Source organism: Pseudoalteromonas xiamenensis, assembly GCF_017638925.1.
Taxonomy (GTDB): domain Bacteria; phylum Pseudomonadota; class Gammaproteobacteria; order Enterobacterales; family Alteromonadaceae; genus Pseudoalteromonas; species Pseudoalteromonas xiamenensis.
Genome location: NZ_CP072135.1, coordinates 124041 through 147421 on the forward strand (window position 1 = coordinate 124041; position 23381 = coordinate 147421).

The following is a 23381-nucleotide window of genomic DNA, read 5'->3' on the forward strand; positions in this document are numbered from 1 at the left end:
AAACAAATAGAATTATGGCTTAGTTTGGTTTTGGGGTAACGCCAAGTTGAAAGTGATATTAATCGATGATGATGCGCTTTTACTAAAAGCATTAAGCCGCGCCATTTTGCACATCGATTTCGAGTGTGAATTGAAAGCGGTCAACAACCCACTTGAATTTGCTGCTTGTGTAGAAGAATTAGGTGAGCCTGATATTATTTTCAGTGACTTAGTCATGCCGGAATGCTCTGGCCTTGAAGTGCTGGAGCAAGCCCGTATTATTTGTCCGACAGCGCTGCGCTGTTTGCTTTCCGGTGAAGTTGCTACCGATTTCTCTATGCAAGTTGATAATCTCGCGCATTTCTATTTAGCGAAACCATTTACCAAAGCGCAACTTGTTGATGTGATTAACGCATCTAAATTACTTCCCTTGCTTGGCTTAACGCTTGAAGAACGTTCAGAGCTTGGCCAACTGACTAAATTACCTGTCTTACCAGAAACGCTGATTGATACCTTGCGTTTGTTAAGATTGTCCCCTCCATTATTAGAACAAGCTGCGGACTTAATTTCATTAAATCCCCCGCTTGCAGCGAAACTGATTCAAATCTCAAATTCAGCCATGTTAGGGTTTGCATCGCCCGTCCATTCTGTGCAACAAGCGGTATTTCGGCTTGGTTCTGAGTTTACGGAAGCCATTTTGACCTGTTTTGAAATAGAGAAAATAGGTAACCAGCGTATTTCCCCCAAACAGCTCTTTGAGATAAACAACAAAGCGATGAAAAAGGCCCAATTAGCGAAGTCTCTTGGGCCAGTTCTCGATTTGGAAAAGCAAGATATTGAAGATTTACAAGTCGTATGTTTACTCGGTGCGATAGGCGAAATCTGTATTTTACAGTTATCCGAGCACTCGTTTAATTGGCAAATGAAAGAAGCGACAACATTGAGTGCTTATCTGCTTACCTTGTGGGGATTTCCCGGCGACATCGTGCTTGGTGAGCTTATTTGCCAGTCTGCAACGTTAGGTGCAAAGAAATTGACGCTCGCACATGCCGTTTTAGAAGATGCCATAGCATCACAAGATCCAAAATGGAAAGCATCAGTACAGAAAATATTGTTTGAAAAAGAGCTATATGACAAAGCAATCGATTGGCGAAAGAGGGTATCAAAATGAAAGGTGTCGTGTTTAGAGCACTTGAAGATTTGGTCATTGAACAGCACGGAATACAAACGTGGGACAGTATTTTGGACCAAGTGAATTTGTCGGACCGATATTATCTTGGGCCTCAAAGTTATCCGGATGAAGAGCTTTTTTCGATAGTTCAAGAAATCGGACGTATCTTAAACGTCCCACTTCCAGATTTGATACGTGGCTTTGGGCAATATCTGTTCGGTTACTTAGCCAACAGCCATAAAGATATCGTTTCACAATTTGATAGCTTCGAAGCCCTAATAAAAGGCATCGATAGCGTTATCCATAAAGAAGTTAAAAAGCTCTACTCTGAACCTAATTTACCTTCTATTTCAGTGGATTTTAGTAATTCGGATTCGCTGATCGTCGTTTACGATTCCCCTCGAAAGCTGTGCTTTTGTTCTGAGGGGCTTATCTATGGTGCAGCAGCACATTTTGGTGTAACAGTAAAAATTGAACATCAACAATGCGCTCATCATGGAGCGGATAAATGCATTCTGCTGGTAAGGAAAGTCTAAATGAGCGAACAAAACATTGATTACAAGCGTGCGTTCGAAAGAGAACGTAGAGCGAGAGATGAGTTAGAAGGACTTTTGGAAGCACAGACTCGTCGTTTGTATGAAGCCAATGTCGAGCTTGAAGACAAAGTCGCCATGTTAGAAAAACAAAAAAATGTCATCTTAAAGACGGAAAAAATGGCCACGCTTGGTACATTGGCTGCAGGGGTTGCGCATGAAATCAATAACCCACTTGCGTATGTATCGAGCAATATTGAAAGCTTGTTTGATTTTAATGACACCTTAGTTGGGTTACTTCATTTGGCTCGTGAACTCAGTCAAAGTGAAGAAATTGATCCAGACCTTAAAGCTAAGTTTGTTGCACTACAAAAAGGCATGTCGTTTGAACTCATGGCGGATGATATTGTCGACATTGGAATCGATGTCCAAGAAGGGGTCCGGCGGATCGCTGGTATTGTGAGTAATTTACTTAGCTTTTCACGACCTAAAGAGAGTAAATCAAGTAACGTCAATCTAGCCGAAGTGTCTCGATCTATTTTAAAACTCGCGACCTCCCAGCTAAGAAACGTGGTAGTGAAAACGGAGATAGAGGAAGTACCAGAAACGTGTTGCAATGCAGACGCAATTGGTCAAGTGATATTGAACTTGTTACTCAATGCAAAAGATGCCTGTGAATCCGAATTTACACGACAAAGTTGTGTCGGGACTCTCAGTCAGTGCAAACCAAGAACATATTCTGATTGGTGTATCCGACAACGGAGTGGGCATGGACGAAACGACACTGACTAAGATATTTGAGCCATTTTACACCACAAAGGACGTAGGAAAGGGCACAGGAATGGGGATGGCTATCGTTTATGGTTTTATTGAAGAACACAATGGCACTATCCATGTTGAATCGAAACTCGGACAAGGTACAAGCATTACCGTCTCATTGCCGATAATAAATTGATGGTTTATGTAACTATTGTAACTTTTAAATTACATATGGTTCTAAATTAGAACCTAACGTTATATTTATTTTTTATCCGTTTTTTCTTCTCATCATCCCGATTATTTTAATTCTTACTATTTTTAGATAGATAGATGTCTAATCTATTAAATTTTAATTACTTTTTCGTTTTTCGAATGAGTAAACTTCAGGTTGTTTATTTTCTAAACAACATGAGGTTTACTCATTTTTTATCCTATAAAAGCCATTCTATTGTATTAATCTGGAAATTAATCTCATCATTTTGTGCTTGAGAATTAAGTTGACGACCGTAAAACTTGTGTTACTTTTGTTTAAAGTGTGAAGTTTAAGTTACTAAAAACAGGTTGGAGAATCTATGCAAACACAAAAATCTCTCAAGTCCATACTTGGACTGAGTGCAATAACGATGGGGCTGTATGCCGCTAATGCTGCGGCATTCGACTGCTCAGGATTAGAAAATTGGCAAGAAGGCAAGGCGTACGTTGCGGGTAATAAAGCGCAAAAAAGTAATATCGCCTATGAAGCAAATTGGTGGACACAGGCTGATCCGGCAACGCACTCTGGCCCATGGCAAGAATGGAAAAATTTGGGTAATTGTGACAGCGTTGTCAATAATGAGTTGCCCGTTGTCGCTGAGTTTAAACCTGCGAACAATAGTTCTTTTCAAGAAAATGACAGCGTTATCATTAGCGTGAATGCAACAGATTCCGACGGTTCTATCGACAAAGTGGATTTCTTTGTTGATGGAAGCTTATTCAAAACGGTCACAGTAGGTGCCGAGAGTGTCTATTCGGTTGCATGGAACGCAGTAACGGGCACGCATGCGTTGACTGCAGTAGCAACCGATAATCAAGGTGGTGCAACTTCAACCGCTGCGCATACGGTTTCAGTTACAAAAATTGTAGATCCGGTGAATCAAGCACCTACCGCGAAAATGGCGATTGCAAACCTTCCAGAAAAATTAATTATTGGTAGCAAGCTGCAGTTTACGTTAACTGCGTCAGATGCGGATGGGCAGGTGACAAACCTCGAGTTTAAAGTGAATAACGCTGTGGTTGCCAGTTCCACAGGGGCAGACCTATCTTATACTTGGGAAGCGGTAGCGCTCGGAGCAGTTACTTTTACGTTGGCGGCGACGGATGATAAAGGTGCAGTAACGACTGAAACTAGAACGTTCACTGTTGTAGACAACTCGGAGCCTCCAGCGGACGTAAACTGCCGCCCTGCAGGGCTCTATCAAACGCCAGGTGTGACGGTGCCTTACTGCACCGTTTACGATGAGCAAGGTCGCGAGAAAATGGGCCTTGATCATCCGCGTCGCGTGATAGGTTACTTCACTAGCTGGCGTAATGGTGCGAATGGCCAGCCAAGCTATCTAGTTAACGACATTCCGTGGGACAAAATTACTCACATCAACTATGCCTTCGCACATGTTGACGCAAATAACCACGTTTCTATCGGTGATCCAAATGCGGTTGGTAATCCAGCAACAAACATGGAATGGCCAGGTGTAGCGGGTGCTGAACTTGACCCGACATTGCCGTACAAGGGTCACTTCAACTTATTGAATAAATACAAAAAACAATACCCAGATGTGAAAACATTGGTGTCTGTCGGTGGTTGGGCTGAAACAGGTGGCTACTTTGGTTCTGACGGCTCACGTGTGAACAGTGGTGGTTTCTACACAATGACAACCAATGCGGATGGCTCTGTCAATCAGGCGGGCATTAATGCGTTTGCTACGAGTGCTGTCGCGTTTATCCGTAAGTATGGATTTGACGGTGTGGATATCGACTATGAATATCCATCATCAATGGCGGATTCTGGTCATCCGGATGATTTCCCTATTTCCAACGCGCGTCGTGCGGGACTCAATGCGTCATACCAAGTGATGATGAAGCGTTTACGTGAAGAGCTTGATAAAGCCAGCGCGGCAGATGGTAAGCACTACATGCTCACTATCGCATCACCTTCATCGGGATATTTGCTTCGTGGTATGGAAACGTTCCAAGTAACTAAATACCTAGATTACATCAACATCATGTCTTATGACTTGCACGGCGCTTGGAATTCTCACGTCGGCCACAATGCGGCGCTTTTTGATACCGGCCAAGATTCTGAATTGAAACAGTGGAACGTGTATGGCACGGCTGAATTTGAAGGTATAGGTTACTTAAATACTGATTGGGCAGTGCGTTATTTCCGAGGTGCGGTTGCAGCAGGCAGAATTAACATTGGTATCCCTTACTACACTCGTGGCTTCCAAGGTGTTCAAGGTGGTACGAATGGTCTTTGGGGTCAAGCTGCTTTCCCAGATCAGGCAAATTGTCCTCCAGGTACAGGTAAAGGCGAGAAAAACAAGTGTGGTTTTGGTGCGGTTGGCATCGACAATCTTTGGCACGATAAGAACGATGTAGGTCTTGAAGTACCAGCAGGTTCAAACCCGCTGTGGCATGCGAAGAACTTAGAAAAAGGCGTAACGCCAAGTTACCTGTCTGATTATGGTCTGACACCGGACACGGATCCTACAGACAAGTTGACAGGGACGTATGTGCGCAACTATGACAGCGTAGCTGTTGCACCTTGGCTTTGGAACGACGAGAAAAAAGTCTTTATCTCAACTGAAGACGAGCAGTCCATGGCAAGTAAAGTTGATTACGTTATCAACAATGGTCTGGGCGGTATCATGTTCTGGGAACTCGCTGGCGACTTTGATTATGACGCGGCGAAAGGCGAGTACTTTATGGAACCGACTTTAACGTCACTGGCACACAGCAAGTTCAATCAAAGTGGTAAAGCGTACGACGTGAATATCGGCAACGTGAGTTTCCAAGTGCCAGCAGAGGCAGTGAATGTCACCTTTGAAGCAAAAGACTTCCCGGTTGGCGATAAAAACTACCCAATTTCTCCAACATTCGCTTTCACCAATAACTCTGACGTTGATTTATCTGGCGCAAAAATCTCATTTGATGTGCCCGTGTCGACATCGGCAATTTTCAAATCGAATTGGAATGCGCAAGAAAAATTGGGCATGAAAGTCGAAGTGAACGGGTCGAACGCCGCTGGTAACAACATTGGTGGATTCGAAAATGAGTTCCACCGATTCTCAATCGAACTGAAAAACGAGTGGGGTGGATCACCTAAATCGTTTGCACCGGGTGAAACCGTAAATGCGCAGGTGATGTACTACATGCCAATTACAGGCCCAAGTAACTTTGTTGCGGAGAAAGACGGTAAACGTTACGCATTTAAGTTTGAGTACCCGCAACTACCTGATGCAGCTCCAGGCAACGGAGGGCCAGGTGGTGACCCAGTAACGACGTGTGAAGGTAAGCCTATCAGCGACATCGTTGTATATCCAACACTACCACAAGGTACGCATGCAGCGGCTGGGGATCTAATCATTCAAGGTAACGCAGTCTACAAAGCCAAATGGTGGACGAGTGCAGCACCAGAAGGCAACGACGCATATACCAAAGTTTGTAGTATTTAATCAGAAACATACCCAATAGGGAGGGCAACCTCCCTTTTAGGAGATTGCTATGAAACAACATGTAAAGGTTTCTTTCTCGATGTTAGGTTTGTGTGCGACGGTTGCAAGTGTGAATGTTGCGGCACATGGCTATCTCGATTTTCCAAAAGCTAGACAATCGATTTGCGAGGCTCAAGGTGGTTATTGGTGGCCAGAAGATGGTTCGAATATACCTAACTTAGCGTGTCGCGCAGCATTTCTGGAGTCCGGTTACGTTCAATTTACTCAGGAACACGAGTTTTCAGTGAATACTGCAGACTATCGCAATCAAGCAGCGGTAGAAGCGAACATACCAGGTGGGCAGTTGTGTAGTGCGGGAGATAAGCAAAAAAGAGGGATCAACTTACCCTCTACAGAGTGGCAAAAAACGGTCGTAACACCTAATGAAAAAGGGCAAGTGACGATTAAATGGAATGCAACCACACCTCACAATCCAAGTTTCTGGAAGATTTACCTCACTAAGCCTTCGTTTAATCCAGCTACAGACGAACTCCGTTGGCAAGATCTCGATCTCATTTCTGAGTTCGGCAATCTTGAGTTCGTTAAAGATCCAAGCGGAAAACGTTACTACAACATGACAATAGACATTCCGAAAGACCGTCAAGGGGATGCGATTTTGTACACGCGTTGGCAGCGGATTGATGTTGTTGGTGAAGGATTCTACAACTGTAGTGATGTTCATATAGTACAAGATGCTACAGCACCGACGTGGCATAAAGCGGGTTATTTTGTGACTGCTTCTCAACAGCCAAAAATAGACGATAAAGTATGGAGCTCGTGTATTTGATGGTTCAGGACAAGAAATAGTTAGTCAATCCCTGAATATCAACAACGACAACGTGCAACGTTGGGCGACGACACTCGCCGAAATGCTAAATCTCAATTTTAGCCAATGGGTTAAGGTGGGAATTAAAAACGCAAATGGAGACATTGAGTTTGACCCAGCCCAATTACTGAGTAATGAAGTTTACGTCACGGATGCAGAGCATACCTATAATCTTACAATTCAGGTCCCTACGCCAAATACGCCCCCAGTCGTGCATCAACCAGACCCTATTTTGGTAGATGAAAATGGCTCCGTGTCTTTGCATGTTCATGCCTTTGATGATGAGCAATCGGAATTAACCTATCGCTATGAAACCTCAGCACCGTTATCCGTAACGGGCGTCGGCGCAACGGTCACAGTCAATGCCGCCAGCGTGGATAAAGATACACAAAGTACGATTCGAGTGACGGTGTCGGATGGTGAATTGGAAACCTCAAAAGACATTGCGGTGACCATTACCAATACGGACCAATCTTTACCAATCTGGTCTGCAACCAAAGTGTATTGGGGCGGCGACCAGGTAATGTACAACGGTAAGCGATATGAAGCCAAATGGTGGACACAGGGTGAACAACCTGACAAAGCCCAAGTTTGGAAAGCAATATAAATATTATTAAAAAACAACCACCCATAGGGTTTGGTTACAACATGTAGAAGGTCTAAACCATGAAATTAAAAATGTTAAGCTGTGCAGTCGGTCTCGCACTGATGAGCACAACCGCTTCCGCAGCACCAGCTGCGCCAAGTATCGATTGGCAACCTCAATTGTATTCGTTTGTTGAGGTCAATTTGGATGGACAAGGTTCATACAAACAGCTGGTGAAAGCAAAAGATACTGTCGATATTTCAATTAAGTGGAATGCTTGGAGTGGTACAGGCGGTAACGCTTACAAAGTCTATTTTGATGACACACTAGTAAATGAAGGTAGCTTAGCGGCTGGCACAAAAAGTGGAACGATTACTTTCCCTTATCAAAAGTCAGGCCGTCATCAACTGTTTTTGGAGCTCTGCGATGACACAGGATGTGCGCGCAGTGCTGCCAAAGATATCGTCATTGCGGATACGGATGGTGGACACCTCGCGCCACTTCCAATGAACGTCGATCCGAACAATGGAAACTATGGTACGTCTGCAGATACGGTTGTAGGCGCATATTTTGTTGAGTGGGGCATCTATGGTCGCAATTTTGATGTGACTAAAGTCCCTGCGCAAAACCTCACACACATTTTGTACGGATTTATTCCTATTTGTGGTCCAAATGAATCATTGAAAGAAATTGAAAACGGCAATAGCTGGCGTGCACTGCAAAAGGCCTGTGCGGACTCTGCAGATTATGAAGTTGCGATTCATGACCCGTGGGCGGCAATTCAAAAATCAATGCCAGGCGTGGATGCAAACGATCCAATCCGTGGTACTTACTCACAGTTAATGGCACTTAAACAACGCTATCCAGACCTTAAAATTCTACCGTCGGTAGGTGGCTGGACATTGTCTGATCCATTCCACGGTTTTACAGAAAAGAAAAACCGCGATGTCTTTGTTGCTTCTGTAAAACAATTCCTAAAAACGTGGAAGTTCTATGACGGTGTCGACATTGACTGGGAATTCCCTGGTGGTGGTGGTCCTAATGGTAACCTCGGTGATCCGGTTAACGATGGCCCAGCTTATGTCGCCTTGATGCAAGAATTGCGTGCAATGTTAAATGAATTGGAAGGTGAAGTAGGCAAAAAATATCAGCTTACCTCAGCAATTGGTGTGGGTTACGACAAGATTGAAGACGTCGACTATTTACAAGCGTCGCAACATATGGACCACATTTTTGCGATGACCTATGACTTTTATGGTGGTTGGAACAATGTAACGGGTCACCAAACAGCAATTTATTGCGGTTCGCATATGTCAGTTGGTGAGTGTAATGGCACAGGCCTAGATGACAAAGGTGAACCACGTAAGGGGCCGGCTTACACTGCCGACAATGCAATGCAATTGATGCTGAAACAGGGTGTTGATCCGAAGAAGATTGTTCTTGGTACGGCAATGTACGGTCGTGGTTGGGAAGGCGTTTACCCTGCTAACGCGACGGATCCGGACAACCCGATGACTGCACCGGGTAATGGCAAACTCACCGGTACAACTGCACAAGGTGTTTGGGAAGCAGGTGTTATTGATTATAAAGGTATCAAGTCATATATGATTGGTGCATCCGGCACTGGCATTAATGGTTTTGAAGTTGGCTATGATGAAATGGCAGAAGGCGCGTATGTCTGGAACCGTTCTACAGGCAAGCTTATTTCCTACGATAGTCCTCGCTCAGCGAAGGCGAAAGGTCAATATGCGCGCAGTCTGGGTTTAGGTGGCCTATTTGCGTGGGAAATCGATGCGGATAACGGCGATATCTTAAACGCAATGCATGAAGGTTTAGGTGGTCCAGTAAACTCAAACAACAAACCTGTGGTTACAGTTCCTGCTAGTGTATCCGTTGATTCTGCTGGTAGTGTGAATGTTCAGGCTAGCGCAACGGATAAAGACAATGATCCGCTTACTTATTCATGGTCTGCGGATAGTGCGCTTGTGCTTTCTGGTGGCAATACTGCAACGGTCAGCGTTACTGCTCCTTCTGTCTCTGTTGACTCTAATTACACGCTTACAGTCACTGTGTCAGATGGAAAAGCATCTGTATCTAAGCAAGTTACCGTTATGGTAAAAGGAGATGGGACACAGCAAAACAATGCGCCAGTCGTTGATGCAATTGCCAACGTGTCTGTTGACGAAGGTAAGTCCGTTACAGTGAACGTAGTGGCGTCAGATGCAGATAATGATGCGCTAACGTACACATGGAATGTACCATCAGGCCTGACAGTTACAGGTTCTGGTGCTTCTATTTCTCTCACCGCTTCGGATGTTTCAGCTGATACCACGTACACCGTTTCAGTGGCAGTATCTGACGGTAAAGCAACCACCACGCGCAGCTTTGACGTAACAGTGAAAAACGTTGTGTCAGGTGGCGATACAACATGGAGCGCAACCGCGGTTTACAACACAGGTGATGTGGTTAAATACAATGGTGTTGAGTATAAGGCTAAATGGTGGACTCAAGGCGATCGTCCAGACCAAGGTGGTCCATGGGAAGAAGTGATCCCATCAGATGGTCAAGTACGCGATTGGCGAGCTGACCTTGTCTATGTTGCTGGCGATAAAGTCACACACAATGGCGAAGTGTATACTGCACAATGGTGGACAAAAGGTGAAGAACCTGGTGTTGCATCTGTTTGGGCAAAATAATTAATTTCCCTTCATAATCAAAAGCACCACGTCCTACTACGTGGTGCTTTCTTGCATTCAAATGCGCAAAACAGATTCTCAAGTATACAAATAGTTCACAGTTTGCTTTCCAATTATTGACGAAGGGCCAAGATTGTTATATTGCTAGAGGCGTTGCTTTAAATTTTGGTTTTCTCAACCATACTTTAGCGTGAAGTTACTGACAATTTAGGATCAGCGTGCGGTATCTAATTTATTTTATTTTGTTTTTTGTCAGTATGAGTGCTCAAGCTGATTGTGGTCGTATCTATAAAGTGGGTATTGGCACTAATTGGCCTCCTTATGTTATGTACCTTAATGACATACCTTATGGTTTAGATATTGAAGTGACAGAAGCGATTCTGAGAAGTGCTGGACTTTGCTACGAATTTATTAAACTTCCTTCGTCAGCTCGAGGTTTAAATGAATTGGAAAAAGGGCTGGTCGATGTACTACCTTCGGCTAGTTTTAATACTGAACGGGCAGAAATTGCCTATTTCTCAATACCATACCGACGAGAGCGGATGAGGCTGTTTTCTGTCAACCCTGATGAGTCTGCCAAGAACTTAAGTGAGTTATTCGCAGGGGACAATATTTTCACCGCTAATCCTGGTGCCTATTATGGTGAAGAACTGGCCGAAATATTAAGAATTGATTGGTATCGGAAACGTCTGTTCGAAGTCGCGAGTTTGGATAGAAGAATGCAAATGGTCGTTCTTGGGCGAGTAAATTACCTGATAGAAGATGAAATATCTGGTCTATATTTTGCCAAGCAAAAGGGCTACAACCAAATAAAGCTTCACAGTTACATCGTCAATGATAACGCGATTCATTTTATGCTTGGACGGCGTTCATTCTCAAAAGAACAGGTCGATGCCATCAATGAAGCAATTGAGAGACAACGGCCTTACTTCAAAACGTTGGAAGCAAAATACATTTCGACAACGGTTGAGAGCTCCAACCCATTAGAGGAGTTGTGATTGATAAAGCGCAAATTTTCTCTGCTAATTAGTATCTTATGTCTTTTTTTTATTGCCCCAATCTATGCGAAGAATCCGTGCATTAGAACGGTCAAACTCGGCTTAGCTTCTGACTGGCCACCGCTTGTCATTTTCAAAGGACCGCATACCACCGGACTTGAAATTGAAATTGCAAAGCAGGTCTTTTCGGACATAGGCATTTGTATTAATTTTGTTCGCTTACCATCTTCGTCACGCAGTTTCACGGAGTTGCAAAAAGGGAATATAGATTTCGTGTTGATGGCAAGTTTCACCAAAGAAAGAGCGAAACTAGGTCATTTTTCAGCCCCGTATCGTCAAGAGAGGATGCGGTTGTTTGGAAAAATTAAGGACAATTTACCGACAACGCTCGCACAAGTTTTTGACAGAGGTGAAAGTATTGCAGTGAGTACCGGCTCATACTATGGTGAAGAATTTGAACATCTAAAAGCGATCTCAGAAAATCAAAAGCAAATTGTTGAAGTCGCGAATGCCACAAGACGAGTCTCGATTGCTTGCAATGGGAAGAGTGGATTACTTTATTGAAGATGAAATTTCAGGTGGGGCGTTGCTCAAGAAATACCAAATTGAAGATGGCGTCATGTTACCTTATCCTGTGCATGACAATAATGTTCACTACCTCCTCCGCAATGATGTTTTTACTGCTGAAGATATCTTGAATTTAAACGAAGCGATTGCCCGCAATAAAGGTATGATTAATGACTTAATTCAGGCCTACAGCCAACCTTTTCGAGATCATTAGCATCACACAAGTGCCATTCACGTCGCCAACATAGTGAAATTAGACACTATAACAATCTGTTCTTTTCCTTTAATAAGGTTCAAACCATTCGCTATTTTAGTAAGCGCTTTGCGCCCCAGCAGAAATCATGTAAGGTTTAACATTATAAAATTAAACACGATTTTTAGATTCACTAGGTTGTAAATCCATTTGGATCTTAAACTCGTATCTAACTGGTTAAATTATCCAAGGAATACGGCCTACATGGAATTAATGGAATATCTCTGTACACATTTTTTAAGTAAAACCCAGTTACTCAGCGCGGCTCAAGTTTCTGATGAAGAACTTAGAAACTATCAGGCGTTCGGACTCGTCCCAAAGTGTTCTTACAAGTTGAATCTTAATCTAGATTGTCATTCTTTTTTTGGTGAGCATCAAGAACACGGTACAATTGAATATTTTGCAAAAGGGTACGTTGAGTGGCTTCAACACGTGCATGCCGCGAGTGATAAAAAATCGGTCTATCGAGGTTTTGCAGTCCGATACCGACACACATTAGAGAATTTGAACAAATTGGGATTTGAAAGTACGCATCCGAACGTAAATGAATTGCTCGATTCACATATTGAGCAGGAATGGCAGCACTTTCTAAACGGCACTTATGGACTTTGTACTCAGTCGGGATTGCCAGAAGACATTGCCGCGAAAGAGTTAGCGATTCTAATCATCAATGCATTAACACTCGGCCCTGTGACAAGTGACTTAGATAAGCAAAAACTCAAACAGGCAGTTGACCTCTTGGATTCGGTGAGTGCGCAATTTGCGCCACATGAGCGAGAAAGAAGTTCTCGTAATAGACTCATCGATGGGGTAAGAGCAAAATATTTGGTTTAATGAGTGTTTATTGATGAACCCAAGTAAAGTGATAAGAGAGAAAGTGGTCAAGTTAACGGATCTGCCCAACATTGGAAAAGCAAGTGCTGAGGATTTATTGCTTCTTGGTATTGATAAACCGAGTCAACTCATTGGCCAATGCCCGTTTGAAATGTATGAACGACTTTGTGAAATAACCAATATTCGTCATGATCCGTGCGTAATCGATGTATTCATGTCTATAACGCGTTTTATGTCTGGTGAGGAGGCAAAACCTTGGTGGGCATTTACTGACATTCGTAAGCAACATTTGACTAAAAACTAACGACCCCACTTGCAAGCGAATTCAATGGGTTTTGAAATGAAACATAAACTGCTTAAAAGATGCACATGGAAACGAGTGCATCTTTTGAGACGTGTTTAGACTCTAACGTCTGATGTCCTTTTGGTGAGGCTCAAAGCTTATATTTGAGCGAGTCCACCATCTACATGAATGTCCGCGCCAGTAATAAACGCGGCATCATCAGAATTGATGAACGCGACTGTTTTTGCAATTTCTTCTGGTGTACCAATGCGTTCGAGTGGCGTCGCGGCTTTAACCTGACCCAAAATGTCCGTTAATGTTGAATCATCAAATCCAAATTTGTTCAAAATAGGCGTTTCCGTCACGCCAGGCGATACGCAGTTCACTCGGATACTTTGTTTACCTAAATCAGCCGCAAAAGAACGAGTCAGTGAACGCACGGCGGCTTTTGTCGCACCGTAAGCTGCCCAAACGCCAGCACCTCGAATGGCTTGGATCGAAGAAATTAGAACGACGGAAGCATTTCGGTTTAAGTGAGGAAGGGCTTTTTGGACAGTGAAAAACACACCTTTGACATTGATATCAAAAGTCGTTTGAAAGCTTTCTTCCGTCACGTCTAATATGGCTTCCGGAACTGCGATACCTGCATTAGCAACGACAAAATCTAGTTTTCCTTGTTTTGATGCGCAGTGACTATAGAAACGCTCAATGTCAGCCACCTTCGACACATCTCCTTCAACACATAGATACTGGTCAGGATAGTCATTTTGCAATGTATTAGGTTCATCAAAACGACGGCTAAGTACGGACACGCGGTGTCCTTGTTGGAGATACAACTTAGCGATGGCGTACCCAATACCCGAATTTCCGCCAGTAATTGCTATATGCTTAGACAATGTATTCATGTCATTGATTCCTTTTTCATGATTTTTGGTTGTCACACTGAGGGCATGTTTACCAAGATTAGGCCACACCATGTGGCATGTAGTTTGGTTAACAATTGGCGAACTGATAAGAAAATGTCAGTCCAACAGCCCTAGTACATGAAATAAAGAGTCGCATTCAACGTTGAAACTGTCTACAATATCTGGGAAATAATCCATTATAGCGGATGAAAAGAATAAACAATCAAGGATTAGCTAATAATGAGTAATAACGACTTGAACTTCGAATATTTAGGTAGCTTTATTCGCAGCTTTCGTAGTGCAAAAGGAGAAAGTTTACAATCACTTGCAGAGCGGTCAGGTGTAAGTAAATCGATGATTGCACAAATTGAGTCGAGTAAAACGAGTCCTACATTAGCCGTTCTTGCCAAACTAGCTCATGCGATGGATATTGCATTGGGCGATTTTGTTCAGCCACCTGAGCAAGCGTTCAACGTACGTACAAATTCAGCAGATGAGAGTAATATCGTCAGTAAAAAAGACAGTGTGTTTGTTTGCCATTTACTGGCAAATGAGCAGCGCCATTTCGCAACTGAGGTGTACCGGTTTTATTTCAAAGAACCTGGAAAAACGATGTTTTCGGCGAACTATGTGGGTTCAGTTAAACACGTTTGGTTGGAAGAAGGATCGTTAACGGTTCACATCGCGGATAAAAGTATTCTGATTGCCCCGCAAACGCTCACTACGTTTAACGCCTCAGTGCCTCATCGATTTGAAAGTCCCACTCATAAATTGGCTAAGGGGTTGTTTTTTATCGCCTACTAGCTGCCTGAGCACAAAAAAGCCACAAAAAATAGAACATCTACTTTGTGGCTTTTCATGTTAAAACTTGAGTAACCGCAGGGCTACCCTAGTCGTGTCACGTTGACTCGGATCTTACCCGCATTTGCGCCATAGTAACGTTGGATATCGTTGGCAAATGGCGTAAATTCTCCGCTTTCCAAAATCTTCACATCGGCGCCTTCGTTAATCGCAAAAGCATGGGCGTCGTTTTTGTTAATGGACCCGATGAGCGAAAACCAATTTGCATTTGGCAATCGTCGGAACGGTTCCATCATGCTAATTGGCATCGATTTTTGTGCAATCGTAATATGCTCTCGTTGCCAGCCACATGCATTAACACGCGTACCATTATCAAACCAATAGCTGTCTTGCACCGGTGAAAAACGATACGTTGCCCCTTTTTGCAGTAAAATGCCTGTTGAATTAAAGAGACTCGCAGGCATAAACGGCACACATTGCAGTTTGTCCGGGTTGAAGCACGGTTAAATTCTGTTGGGTAAGTTCAATGTGAGCGGACAACCCCCGGAATGTTAGCGTTTCACCATTGGGGTATTCTAATCGATAGTTTAACCCCTTAAGTGACTCGGGGCGATACGAAGCAAGGTTAAATATCCTACTTGCAACGGAGTGGTGGATGAGTGGTAAGTGTTCACTCACCGTATCGTTTTCCATCACAACACATTGACGGTCAATGGGTCGAAGATTGGTCGCAAACCAGAGGTAGTCTTGCTGGTGGCTAATCGCAAGTGGATTAGGGTGAATGGCTAAGTCGTCTTCATCGATGAGTAATCCACCATCAAGTGGCAACAACGCAGAATAGTCTATCTGTTTAGACGTCAGCAGCCGAATGCCGATTGGTAGATCAATTAACCATTCGATAGCGTAGCGCAAGCATACATCGGAAAGACCATCACGGTAAAAACCGCCGCCGACGTCAGAATGAGCGCCCGCAAACCATATTTCTTTTACGTTGTCTGCGGCATTGAACAGCGTAGGTTCAAATGCCCGGCGCTTATCGTCAAGAGAAACACAGTGCAAAGCTTGCTCAACGTTATGTGCTACGTCACAACTACTAAAAATTACATGTTCCGCACCACAGGTCGCTTTGGCAATTTTTGATAAACCTAACGAAGCAACAGTATCAAACACGCACAAGTAAACGTGGTCTTCTATAAATTGTTCTAAACACGTTGCAAAACGTCGAGCTAGAGCAGCACCACGGCTAAAGCCAGTCAAAACAATCACATCACTCGGTTGGTGATGTTGTTTAAAGTCTCTAAGTGCCTCATTTAATATCGCAGCAACTTCAATATTGCGAGGGGCAAGGATCTGATTGAGAACACGCTTAACGGCACTGCCTTGAGAGCCGATTCCGGCATAATAGAAACTGAGTTGGTCGGTAAAATAACTGGGAGCTTGAGGGTGGAGTTTTCCACCGAAAAGAAGGTGAAGTTTGAGGATGTTGGAAATAGCGGAGTCTTCTTTAAAATGTTCCGAAGCAAATTGTTCGGTGTCTCGCGGCTCATTCCCCGTCCCATCGAAGTTGAAAATCAGTAACCTTGGCGCCATGGTATTTCGATCCTACTCTGGTTTTTCTCACTCTAGCGAGAAATTGTGATACTTTTGCGTCAGTGAATAGAATTTAGTGAGACAAATCGATGGAACGTTTTGATGAACACATCGATGCCCGACTGGATACAAGCTTACGCCAACATTTTGGATTTTCCAGTTTTAGAAGTGGGCAAAGAGAAACTATGACGCATTTGTTAAATGGTCAAAGTGCAATTGCCATTTTTCCTACAGGTTCAGGCAAATCGTTGTGCTATCAATTGCCCGCTTTGCTGTTGCCCAAACTAACATTAGTTGTCTCTCCATTACTCGCGTTGATGCAAGATCAAGTCGCGTTTTTGCGATCTAAAGGGATAGCTGCAGCCAGCATTGAAAGCTCACAAAGCAAAGCTGAGCAGCAACACATCATGGCGCAAATCCAATCGGGCGAACTTAAAATATTGATGGTGTCGGTTGAACGGTTGAAGAATGAGCGATTTAGACAATGGATAGCCAATATTCCGATTTCAATGTTAGTGGTCGACGAAGCGCATTGTATTTCTGAATGGGGCCATAATTTCAGACCAGACTACATCAAATTGCCGTTTTACCAACAACAGTTGCAAATCCCTCAAGTGTTGCTCCTAACCGCGACGGCGACCAAAAAGGTGCAAATGGATATGGCACAGCGTTTTGCTATTTCTCCAAACAACATCATTCAAACAGGGTTTTATCGACCCAACCTACATTTGAGTGTTGTGCCAAAATCGCCCGATGAGAAAATGCCCTATTTGGTCAAAGCGTTAAGCAAAAAAACCGGCGCTTCGATAGTCTATGTCAGCTTGCAACAGCAAGCAGAAGACGTTGCAAAGCAACTGCAAGCGGCGGGACTAAAAGCCAAAGCCTATCATGCAGGCATGGATGACACGACTCGACAGGCGGTACAAGCTGCGTTTATGGCTGACGAAATTGATGTCGTCGTCGCGACAATTGCCTTTGGTATGGGGGTAGATAAGTCCAATATTCGTTTTGTTGTTCATTATGAGTTGCCTAAATCACTAGAAAACTATGCGCAAGAAATTGGTCGTGCAGGGCGAGATGGCGAACAATCTTTTTGTGTTGTACTTGGGTCTCTTGACGGCCTGAATACACTTGAAAACTTTATATACGGCGATACGCCAGAAGCGCAATCCATAGAAAATCTACTTTCACTCATTACCAACGAGGTGGATAACGACAATCAATGGCACGTAGTAGATTCAAGAGTTTCAACCGAAACGGATATAAAGCAACTGGTACTGAAAACCTTGTTGGTACAACTCGAATTGCGAGGTGTGTTAGCCGCTCAGTACGCGTTTTATGCACAAATGCGTTTCAAGCTTTTAGTCACCGAAAAACAGCTTTTCTCGCACTTTGACGAGAGTCGTCAAATGACGCTTCAGACTATTTTTCGATTTTCAGAGATGAAGCGGAGCTGGGCGACCATTGATGTTGAAGGGCTCTTTAATCAAGGACAAATTGATAACGCCAAGCTGTTGACGATTATGGAGTATTTGCAACAAAAAGGGCTTATCGAATTTGAAAGCAAAGTACTTACGCAGGTCTATCGGGTTGATAAGCAAGCGTTGGCAGAACAAGCGTTGCAAGGCGAACTGACAAACTACTTTCAAGAAAAAGAAAAAGCAGAAATTAAGCGTATACACACGATGCTGCGCTTTTTCCAATCGGCACGTTGTTTGTCACGAAATTTATGTGACTATTTTTCTGATGCGCAAGGCCCAAATCACTGTGGTCATTGCAGTGTGTGTCAGGGGAAAGTGGCGATATTTGAGCAGTACGAACAAGCTCAGTGGCCTAGCGACGAAGCGCTCAGGGAAACGATTTTTAGAATGAATAAACATCTCGCGCAAGCAGGGGAAAAGGCGTCGCCACGACTTCGAACCCGCTTTTTAAGTGGTTTACTGACACCGAAGATGTCTCGTTTCAAATTGCGGCAAATGCCTGGATTTGGCAGCTGTGAAAAACACCGCTTTGCTGATATAGAGGCTACTTTAAAGCGCTTGGGTATTTTCGGGATTATTGAAGAAAGTTAAAAGTTTTTTCCTTTAAACCATTTGTTGAATACCTTCGTCATAACAATAACAACGGCTTGTGACAGCCAAATAATAATTAGAATTAAAAAAGGAATTCGAATGCGCGCTTATCTTCAACACATCAAAGTAGGGCTAGTGGTTGGCTTTTCGTTGCTTTCTTTTGCTTCATTAGCAAACCAGACTTCAGCGGTCGGGGCGCTAGAAAAAATACTCACCGTTGAGCAAATGCAGCAAGACATCAACGCTTGGCAAACATTTATGGATAACACGCATCCTGACTTAGGTATCCGCGTTACCGATCCTACTCAACTTAAAGCGTCAATTGAATCGCTCAGAGATAGCCTAACGGCGCCACTTACGACTAAAGCGTTCATCAATAAACTCGCGGTCTATAACGGACAATTTCACGATGGTCACATGAGTATTATGGTCCGCAGTCAAAAGAAACTAGCAAAGAGTATTATTGATGAACACCAAGCCCTGTTGCCATTTGAAGTAACGGTTAAAGACAGCAAAGTCTACGTTCGTTCAAAGCTTGGAGGTGAATTCAGTGAGTACCAAAATGCGGAGCTTAAATCCATAAATGGCTCGCCAGTTTCAAGCATTTATCAAACGTTGATTGAACGTACCTACGGCGATACCGTAAGGCACAAAGAAGCGCTATTGAGTAATAAATTTGCACTTTTTTACTGGTTATTTGTCAACCCGACGTCGCAATTTAATGTTGAGCTGGAACATAACAAGCAGCAAGTAAAATTGGCGTTAGAGGGTTCAGCTCAATTACCCAGCGCAATGCGTACAAAAAGTTTTGAAGATACGTTTCAATTTACGTTGCTCGACAATAAGCAAGCGCTTCTGACAATTAACGAGTTCTGGTGGGAAGACAAAAAAGCGTTTTATGACTTTACCAAAAATGTGTTCCAAACGTTGAAAGAGAAACAGATTGAGCATTTGATTATCGATGTGCGTCAAAATCCAGGAGGAGATGACGACACATGGAAAACAGGGCTACTACGTTACCTTGCTGACAAACCATATCGCCATACACGTCGTTATACCAAAAAGATTTTAGCCAAGTATCAAGACGAAGGAGAAGTAGTAGGTGATGTCTTGAGCAAAAATTACGATAAATACGAACCGGTTGTTGCTGATGAGCCGCTTAAATTTAAAGGTAAAGTATCTGTTGTAGTTGGTGCGCTTACATACTCTTCGGCCATTTTGTTTACCAACACAATGCAGGACTTTGGCTTTGCCCAAATTGTGGGAGAACCTTCCGGTGGATATGCTTGGCAAACTGGTGGTATTCAGTTTTTTACATTGCCAAATTCAGGATTACTTGCGGTCAGCCCGCGATTCTATCTTGAAAGGCCCGTGGGTGGCAGCGCTCATGAACAAATCAAACCTGATGTCGTACTTACCGATAATCCTCTGGCGACTTCTCAAGTCATTGCAGACCTTGCAAATAAGTCAGTGACGGATCTTTAGCAAAATCCCACAAGGAACTAGGCGGATTTTCAACGTGTCTGCCTAGTCATACAATCAACGATCAAAACGAGGCAGAAGCTTTTTGTTTGGTGGTGGCGGTTTCATCAGTACATCCTCGGAATTAGTCAAAATGGCACAAGCGACGTATGGCATGGGTTATCTGTCTGAAAAAGCACGCTTGGCGCTCAAAACGCCAACCAAATTACGCGAAGGACAAGTGAACAAAGAGCAATATTCACTGGGCTGGCGAGTTAGGACGCTGAAATTCAATGACCAAATGCAAAACTCACTTTGGCCAAAAGAGCTTCAACTGACCCCTGATTTGTTCGATGAGTGGTCAGTAAAACGGCTCGGTGTATCTAACGCAAAAGGGAGTGGCTTCGTGCATTTGCTATGTACTTTACCAAAGATGCAATTTAACGGCTTGTTGTAACGAAGATAACGTCAATTTTTAATCAGAATCCCTGAGTTTCGCTTTTTTAATATTTCTACATTGGATGAACTGCCCAGATGTTGGCAGCCGTTATTTAACCAATGGAGATTTTTAATGGATACTGACTTTCATTTCTACGGTACTGCGAGTGCAGCAAAAAGCGCGGGGTTTAGTGCAGAGCAAGCACAGTTGATAGGTAATGCGGCAGAGTACGTTGATTTTTACAATTCAGATTTCTGGTCGTATTGGTCGATAGTCGATCAATCAGGTAATAATTTACTCTCAATAGATGTCCCACAACTCTCTTGTCAGACAATAGGTGCCAAAATGGCAATTGATTATCAAGATGACTTGTGGAATGCCTTTCACTTTCCACCCGGCAACTTACAGTACAGTGCGCAAGGTCGCGATGTATATGCATGGCAAGCGGATTTTCGTAAACGCTTCAAAGCACGAGAGACTCGTTCCGGTATCAAAGGAACGTTACTGTGTCGGCCTTACAGCAAATTCGCACATGACATGATTTTGGATACGATAGAACGCTTTAAATCACTGATAGCACTGTCGAAAATCACCAATGGACAGGAAGCTCAGCAAGGTTTGCAAAAGGCGTTGAATACAGAGTTTGGCGTCGATAAAAACGGCAATCCTCGTCGTTTAACAACCGCGAACATTGAGCGTTTGGCCCACATATTTTTAGGGATCCGCATGCATGTGCTAGCTGATACATGGGCACACCAAGATTTTAGCGGTATTGCTAGCAAAGACTTGAATGGCGCGGGCACGTTGAACAATGTCTATTGTCCAAAAAACTCGACGCCGGAGATTTGGCAGCAAAGTACGTGGACGGGATCGTTGTGGGTGTTTGCGAGTGACACGGATTGTGCAGCAGCACCTAACGCACCAGGGAGCCAAGCATGCAGAGGCCATGGACAAGTTGGACATTATCCAGATTATTCTTGGCTCAGTTTCTTTTACCCTGCAGCGTGGATGAGTTCAGGAACGTTTTTATTGCGTTCAAATCCAGAACAGTACAACGAAGCTTGGCTCTGGCTACGTCGAGTAATGTCGGAAGCGATAGGCAAGTCAACGACAGACATGAACATTCCAACAAATGTACAAGCGGTGATTGCAAAACCAGTAGAGACTCAATAGCAAAAAGTTAGAAGCCGTCGAGATTAAAGAAAAGCAATGGCAACAACTCGACCTATGTACAGGATTTAGCCTAGCAAATCGTTGGAACAACAAGCAAGGCGCCTTTGATAAAGCGAAGCGCAATCAACTTGGTGTGGTAGGCGACCTACCTTCAACTCGTTTAGGGACGCTCAAGATCAAGCAGAACTCGGATTTACATTTAATGGAACTAGCTTCTGCATTCCATTATCTGTGGAGCAGCAATTGGGCGAAAAATAACAAAGAGTTTGGTTGGTCACCTGTTGGTTTAGCAACCGGGTATTCGAGCACTGGTCGTTACACCTATGATTAAAAAAACCGATGACGCTTAAGCGAATTTAGTTTAATCCGTCTTGACCCTAACTGTCAGATTAGAAAACAGCGGTTAAATCAAATCTGACAGTTTCGAATGTGCCATACGTGGTTATGGATAATGCTGGACCAAGCCAGTTAAAACGTAGGTGAAGGTTCGCCTGAGTACCTTGTATGGATAATACACCCATCTTAATTACTCTTTTTATACCGATTTAGGGTAAGGTGAGGCCCAAGCTTTAGCTGCAACTAAAGCCTTCTTTTACAGTAGTTCGATTGAGTGATGGCTCCTCCATTGAGAGACCGATAACAAGAAAGAACGCTGTAAAAGACTCCAAGCATCACACTCGAATAGTCTACTGGGCCTCGATTCCGCATTATGCAAGCAAGAGTTAGCTTATATGAACACGAAACCAAATCAAAGCATTAACATTGGCGTTGATACCGGTAAATTTAAACTTGATATTTACATCCGTCCGCTGGATATCTACTTCACCGTTTCTAACGATGACAAAGGGATTAAAGAAGCTATTAGCAAGATTAAAAAGCACCAGCCTGAGCGCATTATTATTGAAGCAACAGGTCGCCTTGAAATGTCATTCATTATGGCATGCGCTAAAGCTGGTTTACCTTTTGTAATTGCCAATCCTGTCCACGTAAAACGCTTTGCCGGGGCGATTGGTCAACGTGCAAAAACCGATAAACTCGATGCTAAGCTGATAGCCCATTATGGCGAGGCTATTAAACCTGCACTCTCTCAGCTCAAGCCTGAGAATATGCAGCTTATGAGTGATTTAGTCGCGCGTAGAAATCAATTGCTCGTTATGCAAACTATGGAGAAAAATCGACTCCAAATCTTGCCAAAAGAACTCGCTACAACGATTAAACCTATCCTGACTGCATTTAAAAATCAGATAGCTAAAATAGAAAGTAAAATCGTCAAATTAATCGAGTCATGCCCTGAATATCAAGCAAAAAATCATCTACTTCAAAGTATGAAAGGGATCGGTAAAATAGCTGCTGCATCCATCATTAGTAACCTACCTGAGACTCGGTTATATGACCAATAAACAAGCATCCGCATTAGTGGGGGTTGCACCAATAAACCGAGAAAGTGGTCGCTTTAAAGGGATGCGAAAAATACAAGGTGGGCGTCATCAAGTGAGGACCGTTTTATACATGGCCATGATGTCGGCAATACAATCTAACCCGGTTTTTAAAGGCCAATATCAAAAACTAGTGGCCGCCGGAAAACCGAAGAAAGTAGCACTCATTGCCTGTGTTAGGAAGATGATTGTTATCTTAAATTCGATGCTAAGAGACGGGGTAATTTGGGAAGCGCCAAAAGTCTAAATTTAACTATTGACGCCATAGTC

20 protein-coding genes and 2 pseudogenes are annotated in these 23381 nt (G+C 43.4%); 20 read left to right on the forward strand and 2 right to left on the reverse strand.

Annotation, left to right across the window (positions count from 1 at the left end):
* Window positions 1-52: 52 nt before the first annotated feature.
* The 13 genes from J5O05_RS18305 to J5O05_RS18360 all read left to right on the forward strand — a co-directional run bounded on the left by J5O05_RS18305 (window position 53) and on the right by J5O05_RS18360 (window position 13255).
* Window positions 53-1150: an HDOD domain-containing protein gene (locus J5O05_RS18305; protein ID WP_244370187.1), complete on the forward strand. Its 1098-nt coding sequence runs from the start codon at window positions 53-55 to the stop codon at window positions 1148-1150.
* Complete coding sequence (locus tag J5O05_RS18310) at window positions 1147-1686, forward strand: heme NO-binding domain-containing protein (RefSeq protein WP_208845064.1); 540 nt, start codon at window positions 1147-1149, stop codon at window positions 1684-1686. Before J5O05_RS18305 ends, J5O05_RS18310 begins: the two co-directional genes overlap by 4 nt.
* A complete protein-coding gene (locus J5O05_RS18315) occupies window positions 1687-2475 on the forward strand; it encodes a sensor histidine kinase (RefSeq protein ID WP_208845065.1) in 789 nt (262 codons plus the stop codon).
* Window positions 2453-2638, forward strand: a complete 186-nt coding sequence (locus J5O05_RS18320) for a sensor histidine kinase (RefSeq protein ID WP_244370159.1) — start codon at window positions 2453-2455, stop codon at window positions 2636-2638. The genes J5O05_RS18315 and J5O05_RS18320 overlap by 23 nt, the downstream gene beginning before the upstream one ends.
* A 376-nt stretch (window positions 2639-3014) precedes the next feature.
* On the forward strand, window positions 3015-6152 hold the full coding sequence (locus J5O05_RS18325) for a glycosyl hydrolase family 18 protein (protein WP_208845067.1): 3138 nt from the start codon (window positions 3015-3017) through the stop codon (window positions 6150-6152).
* A gap of 49 nt (window positions 6153-6201) precedes the next feature.
* On the forward strand, window positions 6202-6978 hold the full coding sequence (locus J5O05_RS22085; protein ID WP_244370160.1) for a lytic polysaccharide monooxygenase auxiliary activity family 9 protein: 777 nt from the start codon (window positions 6202-6204) through the stop codon (window positions 6976-6978).
* Between the two features lie 37 nt (window positions 6979-7015).
* Window positions 7016-7624, forward strand: a complete 609-nt coding sequence (locus J5O05_RS22090) for a carbohydrate-binding protein (protein WP_244370188.1) — start codon at window positions 7016-7018, stop codon at window positions 7622-7624.
* A 59-nt stretch (window positions 7625-7683) separates the two neighbouring features.
* Window positions 7684-10299 (forward strand): glycosyl hydrolase family 18 protein, encoded by a 2616-nt coding sequence (locus J5O05_RS18335; RefSeq protein WP_208845068.1) that lies wholly within the window; start codon window positions 7684-7686, stop codon window positions 10297-10299.
* 218 nt (window positions 10300-10517) lie between these two features.
* Window positions 10518-11297, forward strand: coding sequence for a substrate-binding periplasmic protein (locus tag J5O05_RS18340; protein WP_244370161.1), 780 nt, complete (start codon window positions 10518-10520; stop codon window positions 11295-11297).
* Window positions 11298-11861, forward strand: a complete 564-nt coding sequence (locus J5O05_RS18345) for a substrate-binding periplasmic protein (protein ID WP_208845069.1) — start codon at window positions 11298-11300, stop codon at window positions 11859-11861. It begins immediately after the preceding gene.
* Entirely contained in the window at window positions 11845-12078 is a 234-nt protein-coding gene (locus J5O05_RS18350; RefSeq protein ID WP_208845070.1) for a hypothetical protein, read from the forward strand. The genes J5O05_RS18345 and J5O05_RS18350 overlap by 17 nt, the downstream gene beginning before the upstream one ends.
* Window positions 12079-12321: 243 nt before the next feature.
* Window positions 12322-12951, forward strand: a complete 630-nt coding sequence (locus J5O05_RS18355; protein ID WP_208845071.1) for a DUF6058 family natural product biosynthesis protein — start codon at window positions 12322-12324, stop codon at window positions 12949-12951.
* A 13-nt stretch (window positions 12952-12964) separates the two neighbouring features.
* A complete protein-coding gene (locus tag J5O05_RS18360; RefSeq protein WP_208845072.1) occupies window positions 12965-13255 on the forward strand; it encodes a helix-hairpin-helix domain-containing protein in 291 nt (96 codons plus the stop codon).
* Window positions 13256-13392: 137 nt separating this feature from the next.
* On the opposite strand, the gene J5O05_RS18365 is transcribed toward J5O05_RS18360, so the two are convergent.
* On the reverse strand, window positions 13393-14139 hold the full coding sequence (locus J5O05_RS18365; RefSeq protein ID WP_208845073.1) for an SDR family NAD(P)-dependent oxidoreductase: 747 nt from the start codon (window positions 14137-14139) through the stop codon (window positions 13393-13395).
* A 240-nt stretch (window positions 14140-14379) separates the two neighbouring features.
* On the opposite strand from J5O05_RS18365, the gene J5O05_RS18370 reads away from it, so the two are divergent.
* The gene (locus J5O05_RS18370; protein WP_208845074.1) at window positions 14380-14943 is read left to right on the forward strand and encodes a helix-turn-helix domain-containing protein; all 564 of its coding nucleotides are present in this window, start codon (window positions 14380-14382) and stop codon (window positions 14941-14943) included.
* Between the two features lie 80 nt (window positions 14944-15023).
* On the opposite strand, the pseudogene J5O05_RS18375 reads toward J5O05_RS18370, so the two are convergent.
* A pseudogene (locus J5O05_RS18375) lies at window positions 15024-16530 on the reverse strand (phospholipase effector Tle1 domain-containing protein).
* Between the two features lie 89 nt (window positions 16531-16619).
* Between J5O05_RS18375 and J5O05_RS18380 the strand changes: the two are divergent.
* From J5O05_RS18380 to J5O05_RS18400, 6 genes and pseudogenes are all read left to right on the forward strand, one after another.
* The gene (locus J5O05_RS18380; RefSeq protein ID WP_208845075.1) at window positions 16620-18602 is read left to right on the forward strand and encodes a RecQ family ATP-dependent DNA helicase; all 1983 of its coding nucleotides are present in this window, start codon (window positions 16620-16622) and stop codon (window positions 18600-18602) included.
* Window positions 18603-18701: 99 nt separating this feature from the next.
* A complete protein-coding gene (locus tag J5O05_RS18385; RefSeq protein ID WP_208845076.1) occupies window positions 18702-20087 on the forward strand; it encodes a S41 family peptidase in 1386 nt (461 codons plus the stop codon).
* Window positions 20088-20217: 130 nt separating this feature from the next.
* Window positions 20218-20520, forward strand: coding sequence for a hypothetical protein (locus J5O05_RS18390; RefSeq protein WP_208845077.1), 303 nt, complete (start codon window positions 20218-20220; stop codon window positions 20518-20520).
* A 114-nt stretch (window positions 20521-20634) separates the two neighbouring features.
* Window positions 20635-21675, forward strand: a complete 1041-nt coding sequence (locus J5O05_RS18395) for a DUF6765 family protein (RefSeq protein ID WP_208845078.1) — start codon at window positions 20635-20637, stop codon at window positions 21673-21675.
* 202 nt (window positions 21676-21877) lie between these two features.
* Window positions 21878-22006 carry a hypothetical protein gene (locus J5O05_RS22610; RefSeq protein ID WP_280117713.1) on the forward strand — a complete coding sequence of 43 codons (129 nt, stop codon included), beginning with the start codon at window positions 21878-21880 and terminating at the stop codon, window positions 22004-22006.
* A gap of 400 nt (window positions 22007-22406) precedes the next feature.
* A pseudogene (locus tag J5O05_RS18400) lies at window positions 22407-23358 on the forward strand (IS110 family RNA-guided transposase).
* The last annotated feature ends 23 nt before the right edge of the window (window positions 23359-23381 follow it).